20 protein-coding genes and 3 tRNA genes are annotated in these 22,299 nt (G+C 63.3%); 4 read left to right on the forward strand and 19 right to left on the reverse strand.

Going from position 1 to position 22,299, the window contains the following annotated elements:
- The first annotated feature begins 60 nt into the window (after window positions 1-60).
- Together LV476_RS02835 and lnt are read left to right on the forward strand one after the other, a co-directional pair.
- A complete protein-coding gene (locus LV476_RS02835) occupies window positions 61-966 on the forward strand; it encodes an HlyC/CorC family transporter (protein WP_250073076.1) in 906 nt (301 codons plus the stop codon).
- Window positions 944-2,503, forward strand: a complete 1,560-nt coding sequence (gene lnt, locus LV476_RS02840) for an apolipoprotein N-acyltransferase (protein WP_250073078.1) — start codon at window positions 944-946, stop codon at window positions 2,501-2,503. The genes LV476_RS02835 and lnt overlap by 23 nt, the downstream gene beginning before the upstream one ends.
- An 85-nt stretch (window positions 2,504-2,588) precedes the next feature.
- On the opposite strand, the gene LV476_RS02845 is transcribed toward lnt, so the two are convergent.
- From LV476_RS02845 to LV476_RS02895, 11 genes are all read right to left on the reverse strand, one after another.
- Window positions 2,589-2,665, reverse strand: a tRNA-Met gene (locus LV476_RS02845).
- Between the two features lie 70 nt (window positions 2,666-2,735).
- The gene (gene ychF / locus LV476_RS02850) at window positions 2,736-3,830 is read right to left on the reverse strand and encodes a redox-regulated ATPase YchF (RefSeq protein WP_250073086.1); all 1,095 of its coding nucleotides are present in this window, start codon (window positions 3,828-3,830) and stop codon (window positions 2,736-2,738) included.
- A 70-nt stretch (window positions 3,831-3,900) separates the two neighbouring features.
- Complete coding sequence (gene pth / locus LV476_RS02855; RefSeq protein WP_250073089.1) at window positions 3,901-4,485, reverse strand: aminoacyl-tRNA hydrolase; 585 nt, start codon at window positions 4,483-4,485, stop codon at window positions 3,901-3,903.
- 103 nt (window positions 4,486-4,588) lie between these two features.
- Window positions 4,589-5,254, reverse strand: a complete 666-nt coding sequence (locus LV476_RS02860) for a 50S ribosomal protein L25/general stress protein Ctc (protein WP_250073091.1) — start codon at window positions 5,252-5,254, stop codon at window positions 4,589-4,591.
- A gap of 172 nt (window positions 5,255-5,426) precedes the next feature.
- Window positions 5,427-6,386: a ribose-phosphate diphosphokinase gene (locus tag LV476_RS02865; RefSeq protein WP_058573997.1), complete on the reverse strand. Its 960-nt coding sequence runs from the start codon at window positions 6,384-6,386 to the stop codon at window positions 5,427-5,429.
- A 16-nt stretch (window positions 6,387-6,402) separates the two neighbouring features.
- Window positions 6,403-6,479, reverse strand: a tRNA-Gln gene (locus tag LV476_RS02870).
- A 71-nt stretch (window positions 6,480-6,550) separates the two neighbouring features.
- On the reverse strand, window positions 6,551-7,471 hold the full coding sequence (ispE, locus tag LV476_RS02875) for a 4-(cytidine 5'-diphospho)-2-C-methyl-D-erythritol kinase (RefSeq protein WP_250073094.1): 921 nt from the start codon (window positions 7,469-7,471) through the stop codon (window positions 6,551-6,553).
- Between the two features lie 5 nt (window positions 7,472-7,476).
- Window positions 7,477-8,121, reverse strand: coding sequence for a lipoprotein insertase outer membrane protein LolB (gene lolB / locus LV476_RS02880; RefSeq protein ID WP_250073096.1), 645 nt, complete (start codon window positions 8,119-8,121; stop codon window positions 7,477-7,479).
- A 26-nt stretch (window positions 8,122-8,147) separates the two neighbouring features.
- Window positions 8,148-9,902 (reverse strand): tetratricopeptide repeat protein, encoded by a 1,755-nt coding sequence (locus tag LV476_RS02885; RefSeq protein WP_250073098.1) that lies wholly within the window; start codon window positions 9,900-9,902, stop codon window positions 8,148-8,150.
- 352 nt (window positions 9,903-10,254) lie between these two features.
- Entirely contained in the window at window positions 10,255-10,881 is a 627-nt protein-coding gene (locus LV476_RS02890) for a hypothetical protein (RefSeq protein ID WP_250073100.1), read from the reverse strand.
- 193 nt (window positions 10,882-11,074) lie between these two features.
- On the reverse strand, window positions 11,075-11,587 hold the full coding sequence (locus tag LV476_RS02895; protein ID WP_250073102.1) for a DUF6231 family protein: 513 nt from the start codon (window positions 11,585-11,587) through the stop codon (window positions 11,075-11,077).
- Between the two features lie 41 nt (window positions 11,588-11,628).
- Between LV476_RS02895 and LV476_RS02900 the strand changes: the two genes are divergently transcribed.
- Window positions 11,629-11,713: transfer RNA gene (locus LV476_RS02900), tRNA-Leu, on the forward strand.
- Window positions 11,714-11,890: 177 nt separating this feature from the next.
- On the opposite strand, the gene LV476_RS02905 is transcribed toward LV476_RS02900, so the two are convergent.
- The 6 genes from LV476_RS02905 to LV476_RS02930 all read right to left on the reverse strand — a co-directional run bounded on the left by LV476_RS02905 (window position 11,891) and on the right by LV476_RS02930 (window position 19,128).
- Window positions 11,891-14,218, reverse strand: coding sequence for a type IV pilus assembly protein FimV (locus LV476_RS02905; protein ID WP_250073103.1), 2,328 nt, complete (start codon window positions 14,216-14,218; stop codon window positions 11,891-11,893).
- A gap of 100 nt (window positions 14,219-14,318) precedes the next feature.
- Window positions 14,319-15,341, reverse strand: a complete 1,023-nt coding sequence (locus LV476_RS02910; protein WP_250073121.1) for an aspartate-semialdehyde dehydrogenase — start codon at window positions 15,339-15,341, stop codon at window positions 14,319-14,321.
- Window positions 15,342-15,477: 136 nt separating this feature from the next.
- Window positions 15,478-16,533 (reverse strand): 3-isopropylmalate dehydrogenase, encoded by a 1,056-nt coding sequence (leuB, locus tag LV476_RS02915; protein ID WP_250076225.1) that lies wholly within the window; start codon window positions 16,531-16,533, stop codon window positions 15,478-15,480.
- A gap of 62 nt (window positions 16,534-16,595) precedes the next feature.
- Window positions 16,596-17,258, reverse strand: a complete 663-nt coding sequence (gene leuD / locus LV476_RS02920; protein ID WP_250073123.1) for a 3-isopropylmalate dehydratase small subunit — start codon at window positions 17,256-17,258, stop codon at window positions 16,596-16,598.
- A gap of 12 nt (window positions 17,259-17,270) precedes the next feature.
- Window positions 17,271-18,674, reverse strand: coding sequence for a 3-isopropylmalate dehydratase large subunit (gene leuC / locus LV476_RS02925; protein WP_250073125.1), 1,404 nt, complete (start codon window positions 18,672-18,674; stop codon window positions 17,271-17,273).
- A gap of 46 nt (window positions 18,675-18,720) precedes the next feature.
- A complete protein-coding gene (locus LV476_RS02930; protein WP_250073127.1) occupies window positions 18,721-19,128 on the reverse strand; it encodes a DUF2237 family protein in 408 nt (135 codons plus the stop codon).
- Window positions 19,129-19,176: 48 nt separating this feature from the next.
- Here LV476_RS02930 and LV476_RS02935 point away from each other — a divergent pair, with 48 nt between their 5' ends.
- Window positions 19,177-20,166, forward strand: a complete 990-nt coding sequence (locus LV476_RS02935; RefSeq protein WP_250073129.1) for a LysR family transcriptional regulator — start codon at window positions 19,177-19,179, stop codon at window positions 20,164-20,166.
- Between the two features lie 9 nt (window positions 20,167-20,175).
- On the opposite strand, the gene LV476_RS02940 is transcribed toward LV476_RS02935, so the two are convergent.
- Window positions 20,176-21,015, reverse strand: coding sequence for an HAD-IIB family hydrolase (locus LV476_RS02940; protein WP_250073131.1), 840 nt, complete (start codon window positions 21,013-21,015; stop codon window positions 20,176-20,178).
- 15 nt (window positions 21,016-21,030) lie between these two features.
- Complete coding sequence (locus LV476_RS02945; RefSeq protein WP_250073134.1) at window positions 21,031-22,284, reverse strand: amylo-alpha-1,6-glucosidase; 1,254 nt, start codon at window positions 22,282-22,284, stop codon at window positions 21,031-21,033.
- Window positions 22,285-22,299: the final 15 nt, after the last annotated feature.

Genomic DNA, 22,299 nt, shown 5'->3' on the forward strand with positions numbered 1-22,299 from the left:
AAAACGCGGTTCATCTGCTTGATTTTACCGACCTTTTCCCACTCCTCATAAAGACGACCCATGGAAGACGAACCTCCCAGTCCGGATTCGGCACGCCAGTCCTGGTGGCAGCGCCTGAAGCAACGTTTTTGCCCTTGCGAGATCCACTCGGTCGAGCAGATGAAGTCGCTGGTGCGCGAGGCGACCGAATCCGAGATCTTCCCGATCTCCACGGGCGGTCTCATCGACTCGGTGCTGGATTTCCACGACCTGCGCGTGCGTGACGTCATGGTGCCTCGCGGTCAGATGGACGTGATCGATGAGGGCACCACGCTGCCACAGCTGCTCTCGGCGGCGATCGAATCCGGCCACTCGCGCTATCCGGTCATCCGCAGCAACCGTGACGAGGTCATCGGCATTCTGCTGGTCAAGGAGTTGCTGCGTTTCTACGCCAGCTCCCAGGACCCGGCCAGCGACAATGTCGACTTTGATCTGCTGTCACTGGTGCGCACGCCGATGTTCGTGCCCGAGAGCAAGCGCCTCGATGCACTGCTGGCCGAGTTCCGCCTGACACGGACTCACATGGCGATCGTGCTGGACGAGTTCGGCGGGGTGGCCGGGCTGGTCACCATCGAGGACGTGCTCGAGGAAATCGTGGGCGACATCGACGACGAATTCGACGTCGAGGAACGCGTCAACATTCGCCAGCAGGCGCCGCGTCGGCATACGGTCCGGGCGCTTACCCCGATCAGCGAGTTCAACGAGGCGTTCGATACTGACTTCTCGGACGACGAGTACGACACGATCGGCGGGCTGGTCTCGAATACGCTCGGCCACCTGCCGCGCCGCGGAGAGGTCGCCCGGCTGGGTGAGTACGAGTTCAAGGTACTCGGGGCCGACCGGCGCCGATTGCACCTGTTGCTGGTAACCAAGCTGGACTTCGAACCGAGCGAGGAGATCGACGGTGCCGCCAGCGAACCGGGCTGAATCCGACACCTTCCCGACATGGTTTTCCGGCTGGCGCGGTAGCCTGACCGCGCTGCTGGCCGGCGCCACCCTCGTACTCGCCTTCGCGCCCTTTGCCTTCTGGCCGGCGGCGATCCTCGCTCCCGCCATCCTCTTTGCCCTGATTCACCGCCGCGCGCCCGGGCGAGCCTTCCGGCTGGGCTGGTGGTTCGGCCTGGGCCAGTTCGGTCTGGGAGTGAGCTGGGTCTACGAAAGCTTCACCCTGTTCGGCGGTATCGTCGGCCCACTGGCGGCGCTGGTGACCGGGTTGTTCGTTATGGGACTCGCGTTCTATCCGGCGGGCGCGGCCTGGCTCACGGCGAAAGTCGCCGGTCGAGGCGGGCGCAGTCTCTGGGCCGCCAGTTTCGCCGCGAGCTGGGTGTTGGTCGAGGCACTCAGGGCGTGGCTGTTCGGGGGATTCCCGTGGCTCAATCTGGGCATTAGTCAGGTCGACGGGCCGCTGGTCGGCTGGCTGCCGCTGTTGGGCGAATACGGTGTAACGGCGCTCCTGCTGCTGATAGCCTTGCTCCTCTGGCATTCGTTTCGAGAGGTGCGGCTTCTCGGTCTTGCGTCATGGCGCGGCTGGGTGCCGTCCGTCGGTGCACTGGTTGCCCTGGTGCTTCTGTCACTGCCGCTGCGCGGCATCCCGTGGAGCGAGCCGGGCGGTGAGCCTCTCAAGGTGGGGCTGGCACAGGGCAATGTCGCTCAGATGCAGAAGTTCGACCCGGCTTTCTTCCAGAAGACGATAAACATCTATCAGGGCCTGACGGACGAGATGCCCGACGTGGATCTCGTCGTCTGGCCGGAAACGGCGATCCCGCGCGTGATCGACAGCGTCCCGAATGTGCGCGAGTCACTGGAACAGATGGCGAACAAGCGTGGTTTCGCCATGCTGGTCGGCACCTTTACCCGTGACGAGGCTGGACGGTACTACAACGCCCTGATCGGGGTGCCGAGTTCGCTCGGGGTGTACCGGAAGCGCCACCTGGTACCGTTCGGTGAGTATTTCCCCTTGCGTTGGTTGATCGAGCGCATGTCGTGGCTGTTCGAGGTGCCGATGTCGGACCTCAGTCCGGGGCGCGTCGACCAGCCACCGCTGGAGATAGACGGGCTGACGTTGGGCGCGTCGATCTGCTTCGAGGCGGACTTCTCGCGAGACATCCGCCGCTCCTTGCCAGCCTCCGGGATACTCGTGACCGTGTCCAACGACTCCTGGTTCGGCGACAGCTTCTCGCCGCATCAGCACCTGCAGATGGCACGGGCGAGAGCGATCGAGTACCGCCGGCCGATGATTCGGGCCACCAACACCGGTATCTCGGCCGTGATCGACGCCCGTGGCCAGATAAGAGAGGCGCTGGGAACCGGAAAGCAGGGCACCCTAGTGGCGGAGGTCACCCCGCGACTGGGCACGACACCCCTGGCGCGTTGGGGCGCATGGCCGACGCTTGGCGCCATGGTCGTCGTATTGCTCCTGGCCGGCTGGTTCGCCCGCAGGCAGAGCAGGGCTCTCTCGACCTGATCTGGAATTTCCTGACGCAGGAAAGCAAAAAACCCCGCCTTTGAGGCGGGGTTTTTTGCTGATACCGGCGTGCCGATATCGGACCTGGTGGCTATGGGTGGATTCGAACCACCGACTCCGGCATTATGAGTGCCGTGCTCTAACCAGCTGAGCTACATAGCCAAGCGAGGCGCGCATTATCGGGATTCCCCGACGGGTTGTCAACCCTGTCCGCGCGCCTTTTCACGCCCAATCAGACGTTGAAGCGGAAGTGCACGATATCGCCTTCCTGCATGACGTAATCCTTGCCTTCCAGACGCGATTTTCCGGCCTCCTTGGCGCCTTTTTCGCCGCCACAGGCGACGAAGTCCTCGTAACCCACGACTTCCGCACGAATGAAGCCCTTCTCGAAGTCGGTGTGGATCACGCCAGCCGCCTGCGGAGCGGTCATGCCTTGCCTGATGGTCCAGGCGCGCACTTCCTTCTCGCCGGCGGTGAAATAGGTCTGCAGGCCGAGCAGGGCGTAACCGGCGCGAATGACGCGGTCCAGCCCCGGTTCCTCGAGACCCATCTCCTCGAGGAACATCTCCTTGTCCTCACCCTCCAGGTCGATCAGTTCGGCCTCGGTGGTCGCGCAGACCGGAACCACCATGGCATCTTCCTGCTCGGCAATCGCGCGCACCTGGTCCAGCAGCGGATTGTCCTCGAAGCCGTTCTCGTCGACGTTGGCGATGAACATTAGCGGCTTCGCGGTCAGCAGGTGCAGGTCGTGGAGCAGGGCCTGCTTTTCCGGGTCGAGCTTCATGCTGCGCACGGAGTGGCCGGCGTCGAGCACCTCGGCCACTTCCTTGACCAGTTCGAGTTTGGCGACCGCATCCTTGTTCTGGCCGGATTTGGTCTGCTTGGTCAGCCTCTCGATCGCTTTCTGCACCGTGTCGAGGTCGGCGAGGGCCAGTTCGGTGTTGATCACCTCGATGTCGGCGGCCGGATCGACCTGACCGGCGACGTGCACCACGTCGTCATTGGCGAAGCAGCGCACGACCTGCGTGATCGCGTCCGTCTCGCGGATGTTGGCCAGGAACTGGTTGCCCAGGCCTTCGCCCTTGGAGGCGCCCGCCACCAGGCCCGCGATATCGACGAATTCCATGCTGGTCGGGATGACGCGCTCGGGCTTGACGATCTCGGCGAGCTTGTCGAGACGCGGGTCGGGCACCGCGACTACGCCCACGTTCGGTTCGATGGTGCAGAACGGGTAGTTGGCGGCCTGGATGCCGGCTTTGGTAAGTGCGTTGAACAGGGTGGATTTGCCCACGTTCGGCAAACCCACGATGCCACAGTTGAAACCCATAGGGACTCCGTGATGTCGATTGTTGTCGCGGCCGGGCAGGGCGGCCGCTTCGGTTCGGGGACCCGCCGACTCAGGCGGTGGGCCGGTAGCTGTTGATCGTCTGCATCAGGGCTGCCTCGTCGGCGCGTACCAGATCGGGCGCCAGGTGCCGTACCTCAATGACGACATCCTCGATCAGGCGCCGCTCGTCCTTCGGCGGGTTGGTCAGCACATAGCCGACGACCGCGTCGCGGTGGCCCGGGTGACCCACGCCAACACGAAGGCGCCAGAAATCCGCGCTGCCCAGTGCCGCCTGAATATCCTTCAGGCCGTTGTGGCCGCCGTGCCCGCCGCCACATTTGAGGCGCATGCGTCCCGGCGGCAGATCGAGCTCGTCGTGAATCACCAGGATCTCCTCGGGCGCGATTTTGAAGAACTGCGCCAGCGGGCCGACCGATTGACCGGAACGGTTCATGAACGTGTGCGGGCGCAATAGGCGCAGGTCGTTTCCGTCGACCATGACCCGAGCCACGTCGCCCTTGAACTTTCGCTCCTCGCTCCAGCGGCCACCCAGGGTGTCCGCGATGGCGTCAATCGCCCAGAACCCGGCATTGTGGCGTGTCGCGTCGTACTTCGCCCCGGGGTTTCCAAGCCCCACGATCAGCTTGATACTCATGGGCGCGGATTATCGCATAGCTCGCAACGGGCCATGGCGGTGACACAACGAAAAAAACCCCGATCTTGCGATCGGGGTTCCGGCTCGAGGGAAGGGGAGAGGATCAGGCCTCTTCTTCGCCCTTCTCCTCCTCGCCACCGGCGGCTTCTTCCTCTTCGCCGGCTTCTTCTTCCGGTTCCTGCTCGACCTTCGGCGGGTGGATGGCGACGACGGCCACGTCGTGCTCTTCGCCCAGCGCCAGTTCCGGGATGCTGATGCCTTCCGGCAGTGTGATCTCGGAGAGGTGGATCGACTCGTTGACGTCGAGGTCAGCCAGGTCGATGGTCAGGTATTCCGGCAGCTGACGCGGCAGGCACTCGATTTCCACTTCGTTGTGGATGACGCTGATCACGCCGCCGGCCTTCGCGCCCTTGCTCTCTTCGCGGTTGTCGAAGTGCAGCGGCACGTTCATGCGCATCTTCTGACCACGGGTGATCCGCTGGAAGTCGGCGTGCAGCACGACCGTGTTCTTGTACGGGTGACGGTGCAGGTCACGCAGAACGACCTCGTCAGTCTCGCCGCCGACGTTCAGCTCGAGGATGTGCGAGAAGAACGCTTCGTGGTCGAGGTGCTTGAGCAGCTCGTTGTGGTTGATGGTCAGCGAGACCGGCGGCTTCTTGCCACCGTAGACGATTGCCGGGATGTTCCCTTCGCGACGCAGGCGGCGGCTCGCACCTTTCCCCAAGTCATCGCGAACGGACGCTTCAATCTTGAAAGTTTCTTTAGACATGATTGGGTCCACTCCAGAAATGAAAACCGCCGGGGCGACGTAAGGCCGACTCCCGGCGTCTGATGAGCGGCTGCGGCCCGCGACCAAGCCACAACCGACGCGCGCCACCCGAACTAACGAGTGGCGCGCGGATTGTACAGTATTCGGGTACCGACCGGAAGGGCGGGGCGGGTCAGTCGTCGTTGTAGAGCGAGCTGACCGATTCGTCGGTGTGGATGCGGCGGATGGTCTCCGCGAGCATGCCGGCGACCGAGAGCACGCGGATGCGCTCGCAGGCCTCCGCCTCGGGCTTGAGCGGCACCGTATCGGTGACGACCAGCTCGTCGAGCGACGAGGCTTCGATGTTCTCGATCGCCTTGCCGGACAGAATGGCGTGGGTGGAGTAGGCCACCACCTTGCGAGCGCCATGCTTCTTCAGCGCGTCGGCGGCTTTGCACAGGGTGCCAGCGGTATCGACCATGTCGTCGACCAGCACGCAGGTCTTGTCTTTTACCTCACCGATGATGTGCATCACCTGGGAGACGTTGGCGCGCGGGCGGCGCTTGTCGATGATGGCCAGATCCGCGTCGTCGAGACGCTTGGCTACCGCGCGGGCACGGACCACGCCGCCGACATCCGGCGAGACGACGATCAGATCGTCGTACTTCTGCCGCCAGATGTCGCCCAGCAGGATGGGAGAGGCGTAGACGTTGTCGACCGGGATATCGAAGAAGCCCTGGATCTGATCGGCGTGCAGATCGACCGTCAGGATGCGATCCACGCCGCCACTCTGCAGCATGTTCGCGACAACCTTGGCGCTGATCGGAACACGAGAGGAGCGGACGCGACGGTCCTGACGGGAATAGCCGAAGTAGGGGACGACCGCGGTGATGCGGTGTGCCGAGGCCCGACGCAGCGCGTCGGTCATCAGCATGAGCTCCATGACGTGTTCGTTCGTCGGATCACACGTCGGCTGGATCACGAAGATGTCGCGACCCCGGACGTTCTCAAGGAGCTCGACGGCGGATTCGCCATCCGAGAAGTGGGAGACCGATGCCTGTCCAAGTTGGCTGTCCAGACTCTCCGCAACGCGTTCGGCGAGCGGCCGATTCGCGTTGCCCGTGAAGACCATCAAGGAGCGTGATAGTGACATCGGTCTCGCAGGTGTTTGGCTGGGCCGGCAGGATTCGAACCTGCGAATGCCGGAATCAAAATCCGGTGCCTTAACCAACTTGGCGACGGCCCAATCGAAAGAGGTGCGCATCATAGCCGAGCGATCGGCCTTTGCCAAGGCCCCGGACCGGATTTTTTGTGAATTCAGGGCCCGTTTTCGCTAACTTCCTGATTTGGCGTCGACAGAGGTCGGCCCACGAAAAACCGTCTCAAACCGGGGTGGTCCGCTTGCAGGCGGGCACCGATTTCCTGTCCCTCCTCAGACGACGCAACGGGCGCGAAAAGACACGCGCCGGAACCGGTCAGACGGGCGAACCCGGCGTGACTGGCGAGATCGTCACGCAGCGCGGCCAATGCCGGATCGTTCGCCAGCACGACGGGTTCGAAGGCATTGAACCCCTCGTCCTGCCAGTGCCTGCGCAGGAGCTCATCGGGCTGCTTCGGAGTGTCGCGAACCAGGTCGGGAGAAGCGAACAGGGATGCGGTAGCAACACCGCGTTCCGGCACCAGCACCAGGTACCAGGCCGGAGGGTCCGGTATGTCGCCGGCGTGCAGGACCTCGCCGATACCGTGCGCCGTCGCACTCTGACCACGGAGAAACACCGGGACGTCGGCACCGAGTCGAACGCCCAGTACCTCGAGCTGTTCCGGCGAAAGCCGCAAGCCCCAGCGACGGTTCAGCTCCAGCAGGACTTTCGCCGCGGCGGCCGAACCACCGCCCAGGCCGCCACCGACCGGTGCGTGCTTGCGCAGGGTGATCCGTGCCGAGTAGTCGGCTTTGGCGGCGATTCCCTGCGCCGCTTTGCGCAGGGAGTCCGCCGCGCGGTAGAGAAGGTCGTCAGCCGGATTGGCTGGGCGGCCGGATACGTCCTCGTCGCCGGCTATCCAATCGACGTGAATACCGTCGCCGCGTCCGGTCTCGATATGGATCTGGTCGCCATAGTCGAGCAGCAGGAAGTGTGTCTGCAGCTCGTGGTATCCGTCGGCACGGCGGCCGTTGATGTGCAGGAACAGATTGAGCTTGCAGCCGGCCGAGACCCAGCGCGGCTCGTGCGACTCGGGCATCGCGATCAGGACCCTAGGTCCCAAGCGTCGACGACGATACGGATGCGCATGCCGTCCTGCTTGAGTTCCACGAAATGGGGGAGGGACAAGGCGCGTGACCCTTCGGGTGCGTAGCGCGCGTATTCGATGGCCCACCCGGATTCGGTCAGGCGACTCAGATGCCCGGACTCGTCGAGTTCGTAGGCGTCGTTCGGCAACTCGGACAGGGACTGCTCGGGCAGGCCGCGAAGCCAGCGGGGCAGGGCGGCGAGCGGAATCACCCAGCCGGTCTGCTCCTCCAGCAGCGCCATGGGCTGTTCCGTCAAATGCCGATTGCCGTCGCCATCGGTGATCAGCATCCGGCGCGGCGTGCCCGTCATCGCCAGCCGGCCGGTATCGAAGGGACCTCTCATGGTCAGGGCCGTGACCTGGCCGACCTGCGTCCATTCAACACTCACACTGCCGCCTTTCAGCCCGGATTTCACGGCCGCTCGTCCCGAGAAAGCCCAGTCTGTAAGGGTTTCGACCCGGTCGCTATGTGCCTCCCAGGCGGCCAGCTGCTCTGGCGTGGCGGGCGCGGGTCCGGGAGCGAAGGAGGCGCAACCGCCGAGTGTGACCGAAAGCAGGGCGACGGCGGCCAGAGCCGACCGGAATCGTGACAGTGCAGGCATGGTGACGAGAGGAATGATGTAGTGGCTCAGGAGTTCCCGTCGGCCGGCAGGAGTTCCGGTGCCAGCCGACGCAGGGTGTCGAGGAGGGTGGAGTCGGCAGGATTCAGCTCAAGCGAGCGCTGCCAGACGGTCATTGCGCGCTCGCGTTGGCCGTCGGCCCAGAGCACCTCGCCCAAGTGGGCGCCGACTTCGGCGTTGGGCGACTGGCGAAACGCCGCCTCAAGCACCTCAAGCGCCTTTTCGATCTCGCCTTGGCGAAATTTCAGCCAACCCAGGCTGTCGAGGAAGGCTGGATTGTCCGGCTCGATGTGCAGGGCTCGCGTAATGAGCCGCTCGGCTTCCTCAAGATTGCGATTCCCGTCGGCGAGCGTGTAACCGAGCGCGTTGAGCGCAGGCGCATGCTCCGGGTCACGGTTGATGATTTCGCGAAGCGCAGCGATAGCCGCATTGGTTCGTTCAAGCGCGAACAGCGCCATGGCCTTCTGCATGCGGAAATCGTTGGCTTCAGGCCAGGCTGCGATTGCCCGGTCGGTCACCTCGAGGCTGTCTTCCAGTCGGCCCGTTTCCGCCAGAGTGGAGGCCAGGGCGAGGGTCAGTTGCTGACGGTCCGCCTCGTCGATGCCATCCGAGAGCAGGGCATGTTCCAGCCCCTGCACTGCGGCATCCGGGCGCGAGAGCTCGATACGGGCGCCCGCAAGCAGCACTTGGGCATTGGTGAAATGCTCGCTGCGATCACTGACTTGCGACAGGGCTTCTTCTGCCGCGGCCAGATCGCCGTTCTTGAGAGCGACGCGTCCGCGGATGAGATGAACCATGTCGGCCTGACCGGGCATGGCCTCGAGGCGCTTCAACGAGCGATCGGCCAGATCGGGCCGTTCGAGTTCATAGGCAAACAGGGCAAGATTGCGCAGCAGGTTGGGGTCGGACGGTTTGCGCTCCAGGGTCTTCTCGAGCAGGGCGAGCGCCGATTCACGCTGGTCTGCCGCCATCCGCGCCTCGATCAAACCGCTGATGTAGCGGCCTTCACCAGGAAATCTCGCATGCGCCTTTTTCAGGATTCGCAGCGCTTCCTGTACGTCACCGCGGCGGTCCGCGATCACCATGGCGAGGTCATAAGGCACCGTGGCCTCGGGGCGCAGTGACATGGCCCGATCGGCGGCCTGCTGGGCGAGAGACACTTCGCCGAAGGAGAGCGCCAGCTTGGCGACGACCACCTGGGCCTCGTACTGGCGGGGGAAGCGTTCGGCCAGGTGGTGCGTGTAGGCAACCGCGCGATCCCGGTCGAGGCTCTTGCGCAGGTACTGACCGATCTCGTTGAAGATTTTCTCGACATTGGAGGCATCCGCCTCGAGCCATTCGTTGAGTGCGCGGTCGGCCTGTTCGGTCTCGCCCAGCTCCAGGGAGGCGATCATCATGACAGCCGCCGCACGTGCGTTGCCTGGGTCGAGCTCGCGCAGCCGTTCGGCCAGTTGTTGAGCAAGATCGAAACGCTCGGCAAAGATGGCCGCTTGGATAGCACGCTCGATCAATGTGGTGTTGTCGCTGTTGAGCGCGATCTCACCGTAGTGATCCGCCGCCTGCGCATACTGCTTGTCGCGTCCGTATAACTCGCCGGCGAGAATGTGGAATATCGGTCCGTTGGACGAGGTCGACGGTGACTCGGTTGCCGAAGCGCTGGCCGCGGGATCCGAGGTCGCGTTCGAAGAAAGGACGCCGCAACCGGATGTCGTGATGCTGAGCGTGACGGCGAAAATCACCGCGGCGGAAGATGTCGATCGCATGGCGGGCTCGTGAAACGAATGGATTTCACCGCGCGCCCGAAACGGGGCGCTTGCTGGGCTGGCCTCATTGTAGTGCATCAGGGTGCCGCGATGCGGAAGGAGATCGGAGAATCGAGACTCGGTGCCACATAGACGGACCGGGACCACTACCCGCGAGACCACCCAATTGTTCGTAGAATATATATTATGTTAAATGGTGCGCATACGCACGCGAGAGGCACCTCTCTCATCAACTAGTCCTCGTATCGTCATACGTTCCCCCTTCCTTCCATGTCTTGCACTGAATGCTGCAGGCCACGTAAAAATCAGGGAGGCAGTGCCTCCCTTTTTTTCAGTCAACTGACACTCGCGATCAGAACCGGTACACCAGACCGACCTGCACGACCGGGTAAAGCTTGTAGTCCTCCAGTTCCTCGTTCAGGTCTTTTTCTTCCTGTTCCGCATACTGGTCGGCGATAGGCTGACGAAACGGATCGCTCGTCGTCACGTCAACGGTACCGTCAGGCTGACCCTGGTACATCACGCCGATGTCAGCCCGGAACGACAGCCCCGGCTCGTTGTTCGCACTGCTCCAGCCGATGCCGAGGTACGGGGCAACCGGGTTGAAATCAACGTCGGCGGTGATCCGGTCACCAGGCGCGGCAGGAACGGTGATCCCTTGGACCTGGTAACTGTCCTGGTTACCGACTGCGCTGAAACTGTTGTCATTGAAGATCACGCCGCCGGTGACGCGAAAGTAACCGCCGAACGGGTGATAGTCACCCAGGAGGCCGGCGTTGCGCAGTTCAAGATCCCCGTCGTACTCGTTACCGTCAACCGTGAAGGTCTCCGAATAGCTGCCGAAACCGGTGGTCAGGCGAGCGCGAAACTTGTTCGGGACGATTGTCATGCCGAGCTCGGGGCCGATGCCCAGCGTGCCGACATTGACGCCCACGTCATATTCGACGGCCTGCGCGCCGGAGCTGGCCAATATGGCCAACGGAATCGCGGACGTGATTAGAGCCTTCTTCATGGAACACCTCAGTTGATTCTGGTTGATTGGCGGTGTTCGCCGTCGCACTGCAAGCGACGACGGAGAAGGCATGGTGCACGACACATATCCGCGTTTACAGGTTATCGGGACATACGGATCTCCGCGATGACACCGCGGCCTGGCGCCGTTCTGACGATCTTTACCAGCGGTACTTGCCCCAGAGTTCCGGGTTGGCCCAGTTGCGCGGGCTCAGCCAGTCAGGCGTGTCCTTGTAGGTCTCGATGTCGAACTGGTACAGCGGGATTTCCGCCTGCAGGCGTCGGTAGCCCAGGGCAACCATCTGGCGGTCATCGGCATCGCCGACGCGTCCTTTTCCCAAGTGAACCATGATTCGGCGATTGGCACGGTCTCGCAACGCTGCCAGCAAACTGCCCAGCGTCTCTGACCAGGCGGTGCCGTCGACAAGAATCGCGACCGCGCCCGGGTCCGCTCGAATCGCCTTCAAGACGGCTTCCTGATCCTTCGGCAACCGGTGCGCGACCTGCGGCTCGGGACCTTGCCCGTCTTCATCAGCAACAACCAGCGTGATTCCCGGCGCACCATCATTCACCTTTTCACATGCAATCAACCGCTTGTCCGTCTCAAGCCGCTCATGACGCTCCCTCTCGCTGAGCTGCTGTACGTACAGGTCGGGTGTTTTTTTCGCATTCACTGTTGACAGCCCCTCTCGAGATTCCTAATATGCGCGCCGTTGCCCAGGTGGCGGAACTGGTAGACGCGCTAGTTTCAGGTACTAGTGGAGAGATCCGTGGAGGTTCGAGTCCTCTCCTGGGCACCAAATTACAGATAGACGGTCAAGGCCGGTGGCTCGACGAGTCATCGGCCTTTTTCGTGTCTTATGGCCTTGCGCCACATGACTTGGTCCATGTGATCATCGACCATAACAAAAGAGGCCCACCGTGCTTGGTGGGCCTTTTCGATACCGCGGTGCCGCGTCTCCGCGGCGTGCCGCCAATCAGGTCTCGTAACGCTGCTTCAGCTCGTCCAGACGCTCCAGCGCGGATTGGGCGCCCTCCTCCCGCAGCTCGGCCTCGATCATCTCGAAGCTCTCTCGGTCACCGACATCCAGGAACGCCTCGGCCAGGCTCACGCGAGTATCGATGTCCGCTTCGCTCTCAGCCGCCGAGTCGGAAGCGCTGGCACTCGGCTCGGTCTCCGCGTCTTCCTCAGGCTCCGGCGTCATGTCCAGCTCGAGACCGGTGTCCTCAGTGGTGTCCACCGTGGCCTCCGAGTTCGAGGCTGCTTCCGGCTCGTATCCGGACAGGTCCAGGTCCAGCGCTTCCGGTTCATCGTCAGACGTGGCGCGCGCGCCCTCCTCCTGATCGTCCGATGACGTTTCGCTCTCGGGCAGGTCAAGTAACGTTTCGTCGGTCGACTCCGATTCCTCCGAGGGTTCCTCGCCGCCCGCGTTCTCCGGCTCGGCTGGCGTTTCCAGGGCGAACGAATCGTCGAACTCCATAAGGTTCTCGTCCGTCGTCGGCGCGGCCTCAGTCTCCGGGGTCGCGAGCATGTCGTCGAAATCATCGTCCCACGAAATCTCGCCCGCCGGTTCCGTGGCAGTTTCGGTCCGCTCCTCGGCATCTGCCTGCCAACTGGCGCCCGGCTCATCGTTTTCCGGCTCGCTGTCCCAGGCGACAGTCTCGGTGCCTTCGCTCACCGTTTCCTCGTCTGGCGTGCCAGCGTCCCCGTCGACGTCACCGCTGCCGGCTTCATCCTGTTCGATGCCGTTGAGCCGAGCGATCGCCGCCTGAAGGCCTGCATGCCCCGGATGCTCCGCGAGGCTTTCCTGAAGCAGTTCCAGCGCCTGGTGCGTGAGATTGAACGATTCGAGTACCCGTGCCTCCTCGAGGGCCATCTCCGGATTCATCGGATCGTTAGCATCCGATTCCACCCCGGCCGACTCACTCGTTTCGGTCTCGTCATAACCGCCGGCGGCAAATGCGCCTGCCGCTGCCCCACCGGCAACCGCTGATGCCGTCCCGACACGAGCGGTGTCGTGCTCCGCAACCGCCTTGTCGGCCACCGGTTCGTTGTTGACATCGGCCGTGGTCGGCATCGAAACCGCGGGTTCCTCGTCCTGACGGGCACGGCGCAAGCCGAGCGCAATCAGGAGGGCCAGAATCAGCAGCCCCATTGCGCCGGTCAGGTACATGCCCCACTGGACCCAGAAGTTGTTTTGGGTGGCTTCGGCCTGTTCAGCCTGCTGACGGGCGTCATTCACCACGTCCTTGAGGTCGGCAATGCGGGCATCACGCTCGTCGATCTCGACCTTTACCGAATCGATCTCCTCCTTGAGAGCCTGCAGTTGCTCGGTCAGGGCTTCGTTCTCGGCCTTGACCGACTCCAACTCCTCCTCGTCGAGCGCGGCTTCGGCATCGGTGGCTGCAGTTGTCTCGGGCTGGGAATCAACGACGGAAACTGCCGAGAGCGGGTTGTCCCGCGACAGATTGCCGAAGCCACCCAAGGTGGTTGCAGTGCCCTGCCCCTGATCCTGCGGACTCAACAGCTCGAGCGCCGGACGCTGCTCATCAGCGGCGACGGACGCCTCACCCGCAGTGCCGTCGCTCGTTTCCGTGCTCGACGGCACCTTGAGCTCTGCGCCGGCCAACAGCGCATTACCATTGCCATTGGCAAACGCTTGCGGGTTAGCGTCGATAATGGCCTGCATCATCGGCCGGATATCCTCACCCTCACCGACAAAGTCACGCGCGATCTCGGAGAGCGTGTCACCATGCTCAACCTTGTGAGTGGCATCGAGTTCGACATTCTCTGCCGGCTCGACACGCTGCCAGCCGGTCGAAACCGCCGGAGCCCGAGCCGGACGGCTCGTCTCGCGGCGAGTGGCCGGCTGGCTCGAGCCCGATTGTGTTTCCTCGGTTGCCGACGAGGCGACGGACGGCGGGTCGAGCAGGAGGTTGTACTCGCGGATCATGCGCCCCTGCGGCGACTGGACCTGCAGCAAAATGCTCATGATCGGGTCGCGGATCGGGCGCTTGGACCCGATCAGGACATAATCCTGGCCACGCTCCGACTCGATCGCGAACGTGAGGTTTCCGGTCAGGTTTGCCAGCGGAACGCCGGCCTCGCGATAGAACGACGGTGGCGCGAGCTGGACGGTAATTTCGTCCAGAGGCTCGTCACTCGACCGCATGAGGGGGACGCGAACCTCCAAGCGTTCGCTCAAATACGACTGCACCTGGGCTTGGCCCAGCGTGGCGGCCTGGCTGATCAACGGGCTCCCAGCACCGAGGATGCCCGCAATCACCAAACTCAACTTCCGCATGTCACTGACTCCTTGCTCGTGCCGGCTCGGTCGGGGGGCTCCCCTCACCTGCTTGCCGGCGCCTTCCTTTAGCCTCTATCGAGCCTGATTGTGCCACAGATCAGAGATGGTCACGCACCAGACATTCGGCAATCTGCACACTGTTCAGTGCAGCGCCTTTACGGACGTTGTCGGCCACAACCCAGAGGTTCAGACCACGTTCGTGCGAGATGTCCTCGCGAATACGGCCAACGTAAACCGGATCGTGACCCGCACCTTCGGTCACGGCCGTCGGGTATCCACCGTCGCTGCGGGTATCGAGAACCTCGATGCCGTCCGCCTTCTTGAACAGCTCCCAGGCCTGCTCGGCGGTGATCTTGTCACGAGTCTCGATATGCACGGCTTCCGAGTGCCCGAAGAACACCGGCACCCGCACGGCGGTCGGGTTCACCAGGATCGACTCGTCCTCGAAGATCTTCTTGGTCTCCCAGACCATCTTCATCTCTTCCTTGGTGTAGCCGTTGTCCTGGAAGACGTCGATCTGCGGCAGCGCGTTGAAGGCGATCTGCTTCGGGTAAACCACGGCGTCTGCATCCTGACCGTTGAGCTTTCGGGCACTCTGCGTGGCCAGCTCCTCGATCGCCTCCTTACCGGAGCCGGAGACGGCCTGATAGGTTGCGACGTTGATGCGCTCGATGCCGACAGAATCGTAGATCGGCTTGAGCGCGACCAGCATCTGGATGGTCGAGCAGTTTGGGTTGGCGATGATGTTGCGCTGGGTGTACCCGGCGATCGCGTGGGCGTTCACCTCCGGCACGATCAGCGGCACGTCATCGTCGTAGCGAAACTCGGAGGTGTTGTCGATGACGACACAACCGGCCGCGGCGGCCTTGGGCGCGTATTCGCGGGAGATCGCACCGCCCGGCGAGAACAGACCCACCTGGACCTTGGAGAAATCGAACGTCGCCAGGTCCTCGACCGTCAGGTACGAGTTGCCGAAGGCGACCTTCTTGCCGGCGGAGCGCTCGGATGCCAGCGCGTACACCTTGCCGACAGGGAAATTCCGCTCGGCCAAGATGGACAGCATGGTCTCGCCTACGGCACCGGTGGCGCCGACAACAGCAACGTCGACCGTCTTGCTCATGAAGATTTCTCCTTAGGATTGGAAGTCTGGTGCGAATCTGTCGGAACAGGCAAGCGACGGCTTGCCCACCCGCCGGATGCGATGCATGTAGCCTAGCGCATCACGGCAGGTGATCGAAGGGATTGTGTCGGACGGATCAGGCGTTGATCGCGTCGACGACCGCCTGACCCATCTCGCCGGTGGAGACCTTGCGCATGCCGTCCTGCATGATGTCCGGCGTGCGCAGGCCCTGATCGAGCACCGCGACGCAGGCATTCTCGATCCGCTCGGCGAGATCGCCGCGGCCGAACGAGTAGCGCAGCAGCATCGCCGCCGAGAGGATGGTCGCCATCGGGTTCGCCACGCCCTGCCCGGCGATGTCGGGGGCCGATCCGTGGCTCGGTTCGTAGAGGCCCTGCCCCTTCTCGTTCAGGGAGGCCGACGGCAGCATGCCGATCGAGCCCGAGAGCATCGATGCCTGGTCGGAGAGGATGTCGCCGAACAGGTTCTCCGTGACGATCACGTCGAACTGCTTCGGAGCGCGCACGAGCTGCATCGCCGCGTTGTCGACATACATATGCGACAGCTCGACGTCGGGGTATTCGGCGGACAGGCGATTCATTACCTCGCGCCACAACTCGGAGGTTTCCAGCACGTTGGCCTTGTCGACCGAGCATAGGCGTTTGCCGCGCTTCTGCGCAGCCTCGAAGGCGACTCGGCCGATGCGCTCGATCTCGCCCTCATTGTAATGCATGGTGTTGAAGCCTTCGCGCTGGCCGTCGACCTCGCGAATGCCGCGCGGCTGGCCGAAGTACACCCCGCCGGTGAGTTCGCGCACGATAAGAATGTCCAGCCCGGCAACCACCTCCGGCTTCAGCGACGAGGCATCTGCCAGCGCGCTGTAAAGCATCGCCGGGCGCAGGTTGGCGAACAGCCCCAATTCCTTACGGATCGCCAGCAGCCCGCGCTCCGGACGCAGCGGCCGGTCGAGTTCGTCATACTGCGGGCTGCCCACAGCGCCCAGCAGCACCGCATCCGCCTCAACGGCCTGCTTGCGGGTAGTCTCGGGAAACGGCTCGCCTTCCGCATCGTAGGCAGCGCCACCGATCAGTCCGTCGGTAAACGACAGCTCGAGATCGCTGCCATCGGTTACGGCCTTGAGCACGTTGACCGCCTGCTCGGTGATTTCCGGGCCGATACCGTCGCCCGGCAGTACGAGAATATTCTTCTGAGTCACGGTATTAGTGATCCTTTCTTCAGTATCTTGTTCGGGTTTCAGCCGCCGACGTTGCCGCGCAGGTCATTGAAGAGCCACGGGGTCTTCTGCATCTGAGCGGTTTCGTAGTCCTTGATCTTGTCGGCGTGCTCGAGCGTCAGGGCGATGTCATCGAGGCCCTCGACCAAGCAGTGCTTGCGGAAACTGTCGATCTCGAAACCGTACTCGGTACCATCCGGGGCCCTGACTACCTGGCTGGGCAGATCAATCTCGAGCTCAAGCCCCGGGTTGGCAGCGACGTCCTTGAAGATCGAGTCGACCTCTTCCTCTTTAAGAGCAATGGGAAGCAGCCCATTCTTGAAGCTGTTATTGAAGAAGATGTCGGCAAACGACGGCGCGATCACGGCGCGGAAGCCGAAGTCGGTCAGCGCCCAGACCGCGTGCTCGCGCGAGGATCCGCAGCCAAAATTCTCGCGGGCAAGCAGGATCGTGGCCTTGTCGAACGGCTCGCGGTTGAGGACGAAATCCGGGTTCTTGCGCCGCTGGCTGTGATCCATCCCAGGCTCGCCCGGATCGAGGTAGCGCCAATCGTCAAAGGCCGTAGGGCCGAAACCAGTGCGCTTGACCGACTTCAGGTACTGCTTGGGGATGATCGCGTCGGTATCGACGTTCGAGCGGTCGAGGGGCGCGACGATACCCTTGTGGGTGGTAAATGCCTGCATGATCTCTCTCCCTTACGCTTGACGCACGTCGACGAAATGGCCGGCAATCGCGGCGGCCGCCGCCATGGCCGGACTGACGAGATGCGTCCGTCCCCCCTGCCCCTGGCGGCCCTCGAAGTTTCGGTTCGAGGTCGAGGCGCAACGCTCGGCCGGTTCGAGGCGGTCTGCGTTCATCGCCAGGCACATCGAGCAGCCCGGCTCGCGCCACTCGAAGCCCGCCTCGAGGAAGATCTTGTCCAGACCTTCCTTCTCGGCCTGCTCACGCACGAGACCCGAGCCCGGCACGACCATGGCGAGCTTGACGTTGTCCGCCACGTGGCCGCCCTTGATGGCATCGGCTGCGGCACGAAGATCCTCGATACGCGCATTGGTGCACGAGCCGATGAACGCCTTGTCGATCGCGATGTCGCTGATCGGCGTGTTGGCCTCCAGACCCATGTACTTCAACGCGTTGCGCATGCCCTCGGCCTTGACCGGGTCGGACTCGGTGGCCGGGTCCGGCACACGGCCACTCACCGGCACCACCATCTCCGGAGACGTACCCCAGCTGACCTGTGGCTCGATCGCGGCGGCATCGAGCGTGACCACCTTGTCGAACTGCGCATCCGGGTCGGACTTGAGCGTGCGCCAGTACTCGGCAGCGCGCTCGAACATCTCGCCCTGCGGGGCGAACGGCTTGTCGCGGAAGTATTCGATGGTCTTCTCGTCGACGGCCACCATGCCGGCGCGCGCGCCCGCCTCGATCGACATGTTGCACACGCTCATGCGCCCCTCGATCGAGAGCGACTCGATCGCCGAGCCGGCGAACTCGATCGCGTAGCCGGTACCGCCGGCGGTACCAATCTTGCCGATGATCGCGAGCACGACGTCCTTGGCGGTCACGCCGGGACCAAGCTCGCCCTCGACGCGGACCTGAAGGGTCTTGGTCCGTTTTTGCAGGAGCGTCTGCGTGGCCATGACGTGCTCGACCTCGGAGGTGCCGATGCCGAAGGCCAGTGCCCCGATCGCACCGTGCGTGGAGGTGTGCGAGTCGCCGCAGACCACGGTGGCGCCCGGGAGCGTGAAGCCCTCCTCCGGACCGATGATGTGCACGATGCCCTGGCGAAGATCGGCCATCGGGAATTCCTGCACGCCGAATTCCTGGCAATTGCGGTCGAGCGTGCTGACCTGCTCGCGCGAGACCGGATCGCTAATGCCGCCGGCGCGATTGGTGGTCGGTACGTTGTGATCCGGCACGGCGAGCATCGCCCCCGTCCGCCACGGCTTGCGACCGGCCAGGCGCAGGCCTTCGAATGCCTGCGGGCTGGTCACCTCGTGGACGAGGTGACGATCGATGTACAAGAGCGCCGTGCCATCGTCCTGTTCGTGGACCACGTGCGCATCAAAGAGCTTTTCGTAAAGTGTCTTTCCAGCCATCGGCTTTGTTCCTCGAGACCGCCCTAGCGGTCCGTTCATCGTGTTCTCAGAAACCAAAGAATCCGTCGTCCAGGCCCGAGGCCGGAGGATCCACGGCGTGCTCGATCAGATCGCGCAGTTTGACCACCCGCAGGACCTCGTGGTGCGTGGAGGCAAGCACCACCGGCGGTGCGACACCGGCCTCGAATGCCTCCAGCCACCGCCACGCACATACGCACCAGCGGTCTCCGGCCTTAAGCCCCGGGAAGTCGAAAGCCGGGATGGGCCTTCGCAATTCGTTGCCCTGGGCCGCCGTGTAGGCGAGGAACGCATCATCCAGCTCCGCGCATACACCGTGGACGCCCCCGTCTTCGGCACCGACGAGGCAGCGACCGTCCCGGTAGAACCCCGTCATCGGGTCAGCGGAGCACTCCGCGAGCGGCAGGCCCAGCACATTGAGTCCCTCGGTTTTCATGCGGGCATGATAGTGGTCGGAGTGCAATAACTAAAATGGAAATAAATCATGGGTTCGATTTCCTATGGTTATAGTGAGACGTTTACGGCAATCAGGTTCGTCATGAATCCACACCAACTCGACACCCAGCAATTGCTCACCTTCCTGGCCATCGCCGAGACGGGGTCGTTCTCGGTCGCGGCGGAGCGTTTGCACGTGAGCCAGCCGGCGATATCCAAGAGGCTCTCGCTTCTGGAACAACGGCTTGGCTTCACGCTTTTCGACCGCCTTGGTCAGCGTGTCGTTCTCACCTATCGGGGCGAGCGGCTGCTTCCGGCAGTGCGCGAAATTCAGAGCTGCCTCGACGACATCGTCGCCGCCGCGCAACTCAGCGACGAGCGTCTTAGCGGGCGGCTCGCGCTCTCGCTGAGTCACTACTGCGGCCTTCAACTGCTGCCGGGCGTACTGGAAGAGTTCTCGACCCGTTACCCGGACGTGCTCCTGGACCTGAGTTTTCACGACTCGGAACGGGCGATCGAACAGGTCGCTGTGGGGGATGTATCCCTTGCCTACGCGACTTTGCCGCCTCGTCTCGATGCCCGGGTGCACGCGAAAGTGCTGTGGGAAGAAACGCTACAACCCGTGGTTGCCGAACGGCATTGCCCATCCGACCGTCCCGGCGACCTGCGCACGATCGGCGAGCGCCTGCCCCTGATCCTGCCGGCCGAGGCCACCAGCACGCGCACGGCGATCGACCGGTGGCTCGACGATTGCGACCTGACACCTCCGGCCGTGATCGAGATCAACCAACTCGAATCGATCGCTGTCCTTGCGGCAACCGGCGTGGGCTGGGCCGTGATCCCGGCGACGCTGCAGCGCCCGGGTCTGATGCCGCTCCCCGGGGATGCCTGCCCTCTTCCCACTCGTCAGCTCGGCCTGATCGAGCCGGTCGGGCGCGCCGTCAACCCGCTGAGCGAAGCGTTCATTGCCCTGGTTGATCGGATTGCCGTTTCCGACACTGCTCCAACGGCGCCGCAGACCCCCACTTTCGATTCCTGACCCGCGGGCTCACGACATCAGCGAGAGCGTCTCGGGGTAATAGTGAGCAACACCCTCGAGTATGCCGGCCGCATAGTTGCCGTTCATGCCCAGAAAATCGCCCCGGGCAAGATACAGTTGGTCGGACGTCCCGCTATCGCCGGCAAGGCGGCGTGCTGCCTCTTTGACCTCCGCCCGGGCATTTGCCACGAGCACGGCCGGGATGTCGCTGGTCAGGGCGGGAAGATCATTGCCGCTGTCACCGGCAAAGACGGTGCGGTGAGCCGGGATGCCGAGGCGGGCCTGGATGAAACGGATGGCGTGGATCTTGGTGGCGCTGAGAGGCAGTACGTCAACTAGACCCACCTCGTTCATTTCATCCACGCTCCAGATCACACTCGAACGAATGCCTTCCCTTTCCAGGCGTTGCCGGATCGAGGTGACCAGCCCGTCGGCGTCGGTGTCCATCGGGGCGTAATAGCTCAGCTTGAAGGTGTTCTGCTTGGCGGCTTCCTGCGGTTGGAGACCATCAATTCCCTCCAGCCATCGGGCAAGAGATGCGCGATCGTATCCCGCCCAGTCGGGAGCGATCTCCTGATGCCAATCCGCCCATGCCTGCCAATCGGTGCCGTCAAGGCGATAGATGGTTGTGCCGACATCGCCGATGGCGAAGTCGGGCCTGGGGAGGTCGTATGCGGCGATGGCGTCGCGCAGTAACCTCTCGTCGCGGCCGCTCACGTAGGCCAGGACTACGTTCGGGTCGGCAACCAGCCGGGCGAAACGCTCACGAGCGCCCGGTGATTCCCGTTGACGACCGTTGGGGATCAGGGTGCGATCCAGGTCCGTACAGATCAGCAGTGGCTCAGTCATTAGCTCCCCGCCGGGTCACGCCCACGCACCTGCCTCGCGAATCAGCGGCTGTCCTTCGATGGCGTGATGAGCCATTACGGCCGCTGCGGCACTCCATCCCTGACAACGATTGCCTCCCGCCGTGAGCTTCTTGCCATGCACGAACTCCGGGAACGCCCAGGGCTCGCCGTCCATCGGCAACGCGTTGGCACCGTGGATGCCGTCAAGGTAACGCCTTGCCTTCACCGAGTGGCCACGGGCGACCAGGTCCGCCACGTAGAAGCCGGTAATCATTGGCCATAGACCGCCATTGTGGAATTCGTACGGATTGTTCTTGAAGCTGTAGGAAAACATCATCTGGAGATGCTCCCAGTCGTGGTCGACGGGCTCGATCACGGGGTGGAATGCCGGGAGGAGCGACAGCTGGTCCGGGGTGATCTCGCCGATGTACTGGTCGACGTGCTCGGTCTCGCTGGCCTCCGCCACACCGAACATACCGGCCAGCACGTTGGCAAAGGCATCGAAACGGTAGCCGTAGCCCGTCGGCGAAAAGAACGGCATCCAGTAACGGGACTCCCGGTGCGGCGCGGCCTCCCTGCCCTTGTGGTAGAGCACCTCATGGTAGACATCTTCGGGCTCTACGCCGTTGAACCAGTAGTTGCTACGGATCAGATGGCGCAACCGAGTAGTGCGATCTTCCAGTTGGTGGTCTGCCGAGCCGTGCACGTGATGGTGGATACGACAAAAGGAGCGCAGCGCCTGCAGATAAAGAAGCTGGTCGTACAGGATGTAGCCCGTCTGGAGGTACTCATCGGCCCAGTCCCCGGTCTGGGGCACATAGATCAGGCCGCGGTCATTGAACTCCCATGCGCCAAGCAGGAAGCGGACGCGTTCGAGCGAGGGCAGCATCTCGGCGAGGAACTCGTCGTCACCGGTGGCGAGCCAGTATTCCGCGCAACCGATGACGAACCACAGGTCCGCGTCGACCCGGCCGGTGGTGCCGCCGTAGCTGATCCGACTGGTTCTGGTATCGACATTGCTTGGTATTTCGCCGTGCTCGCCCTGGTGGTCGGCGAGCGTCTTCAAGGTCTTGCGCATGGTGTCGATCAACGAGTCGATCCCGGTCATCAGCGCTGCCAGGCCGATTATCACGCCGTCGCGAGCCCAGATGCGACGATAGTTGTCATGGGTCACGGTCGACGCCAGAAAGCCGTCGTCCGTCGCCAGCTGCCAGAGCAGCTCACGCGCCTGTTCGTACCCTTCCTTGCGCAGATCGGACGCTTCGGACATCACACCTCCTCCTCG

This window comes from Guyparkeria hydrothermalis, from assembly GCF_023555385.1.
GTDB lineage: Bacteria > Pseudomonadota > Gammaproteobacteria > Halothiobacillales > Halothiobacillaceae > Guyparkeria > Guyparkeria hydrothermalis_A.

Coding starts and splice junctions, on each gene's coding strand:
- LV476_RS02905 (WP_250073103.1), bottom strand. CDS start 14,218: ATGCGGAAGTTGAGTTTGGTGATTGCGGGCATCCTCGGTGCTGGGAGC.
- LV476_RS02885 (WP_250073098.1), bottom strand. CDS start 9,902: ATGCGATCGACATCTTCCGCCGCGGTGATTTTCGCCGTCACGCTCAGC.
- LV476_RS02865 (WP_058573997.1), bottom strand. CDS start 6,386: ATGTCACTATCACGCTCCTTGATGGTCTTCACGGGCAACGCGAATCGG.
- leuD (WP_250073123.1), bottom strand. CDS start 17,258: ATGCAGGCATTTACCACCCACAAGGGTATCGTCGCGCCCCTCGACCGC.
- LV476_RS02930 (WP_250073127.1), bottom strand. CDS start 19,128: ATGAAAACCGAGGGACTCAATGTGCTGGGCCTGCCGCTCGCGGAGTGC.
- LV476_RS02860 (WP_250073091.1), bottom strand. CDS start 5,254: ATGTCTAAAGAAACTTTCAAGATTGAAGCGTCCGTTCGCGATGACTTG.
- LV476_RS02940 (WP_250073131.1), bottom strand. CDS start 21,015: ATGACTGAGCCACTGCTGATCTGTACGGACCTGGATCGCACCCTGATC.
- lolB (WP_250073096.1), bottom strand. CDS start 8,121: ATGCCTGCACTGTCACGATTCCGGTCGGCTCTGGCCGCCGTCGCCCTG.
- ispE (WP_250073094.1), bottom strand. CDS start 7,471: ATGCCCGAGTCGCACGAGCCGCGCTGGGTCTCGGCCGGCTGCAAGCTC.
- LV476_RS02935 (WP_250073129.1), top strand. CDS start 19,177: ATGGGTTCGATTTCCTATGGTTATAGTGAGACGTTTACGGCAATCAGG.
- LV476_RS02835 (WP_250073076.1), top strand. CDS start 61: ATGGAAGACGAACCTCCCAGTCCGGATTCGGCACGCCAGTCCTGGTGG.
- ychF (WP_250073086.1), bottom strand. CDS start 3,830: ATGGGTTTCAACTGTGGCATCGTGGGTTTGCCGAACGTGGGCAAATCC.
- leuC (WP_250073125.1), bottom strand. CDS start 18,674: ATGGCTGGAAAGACACTTTACGAAAAGCTCTTTGATGCGCACGTGGTC.
- LV476_RS02945 (WP_250073134.1), bottom strand. CDS start 22,284: ATGTCCGAAGCGTCCGATCTGCGCAAGGAAGGGTACGAACAGGCGCGT.
- pth (WP_250073089.1), bottom strand. CDS start 4,485: ATGAGTATCAAGCTGATCGTGGGGCTTGGAAACCCCGGGGCGAAGTAC.
- LV476_RS02910 (WP_250073121.1), bottom strand. CDS start 15,341: ATGAGCAAGACGGTCGACGTTGCTGTTGTCGGCGCCACCGGTGCCGTA.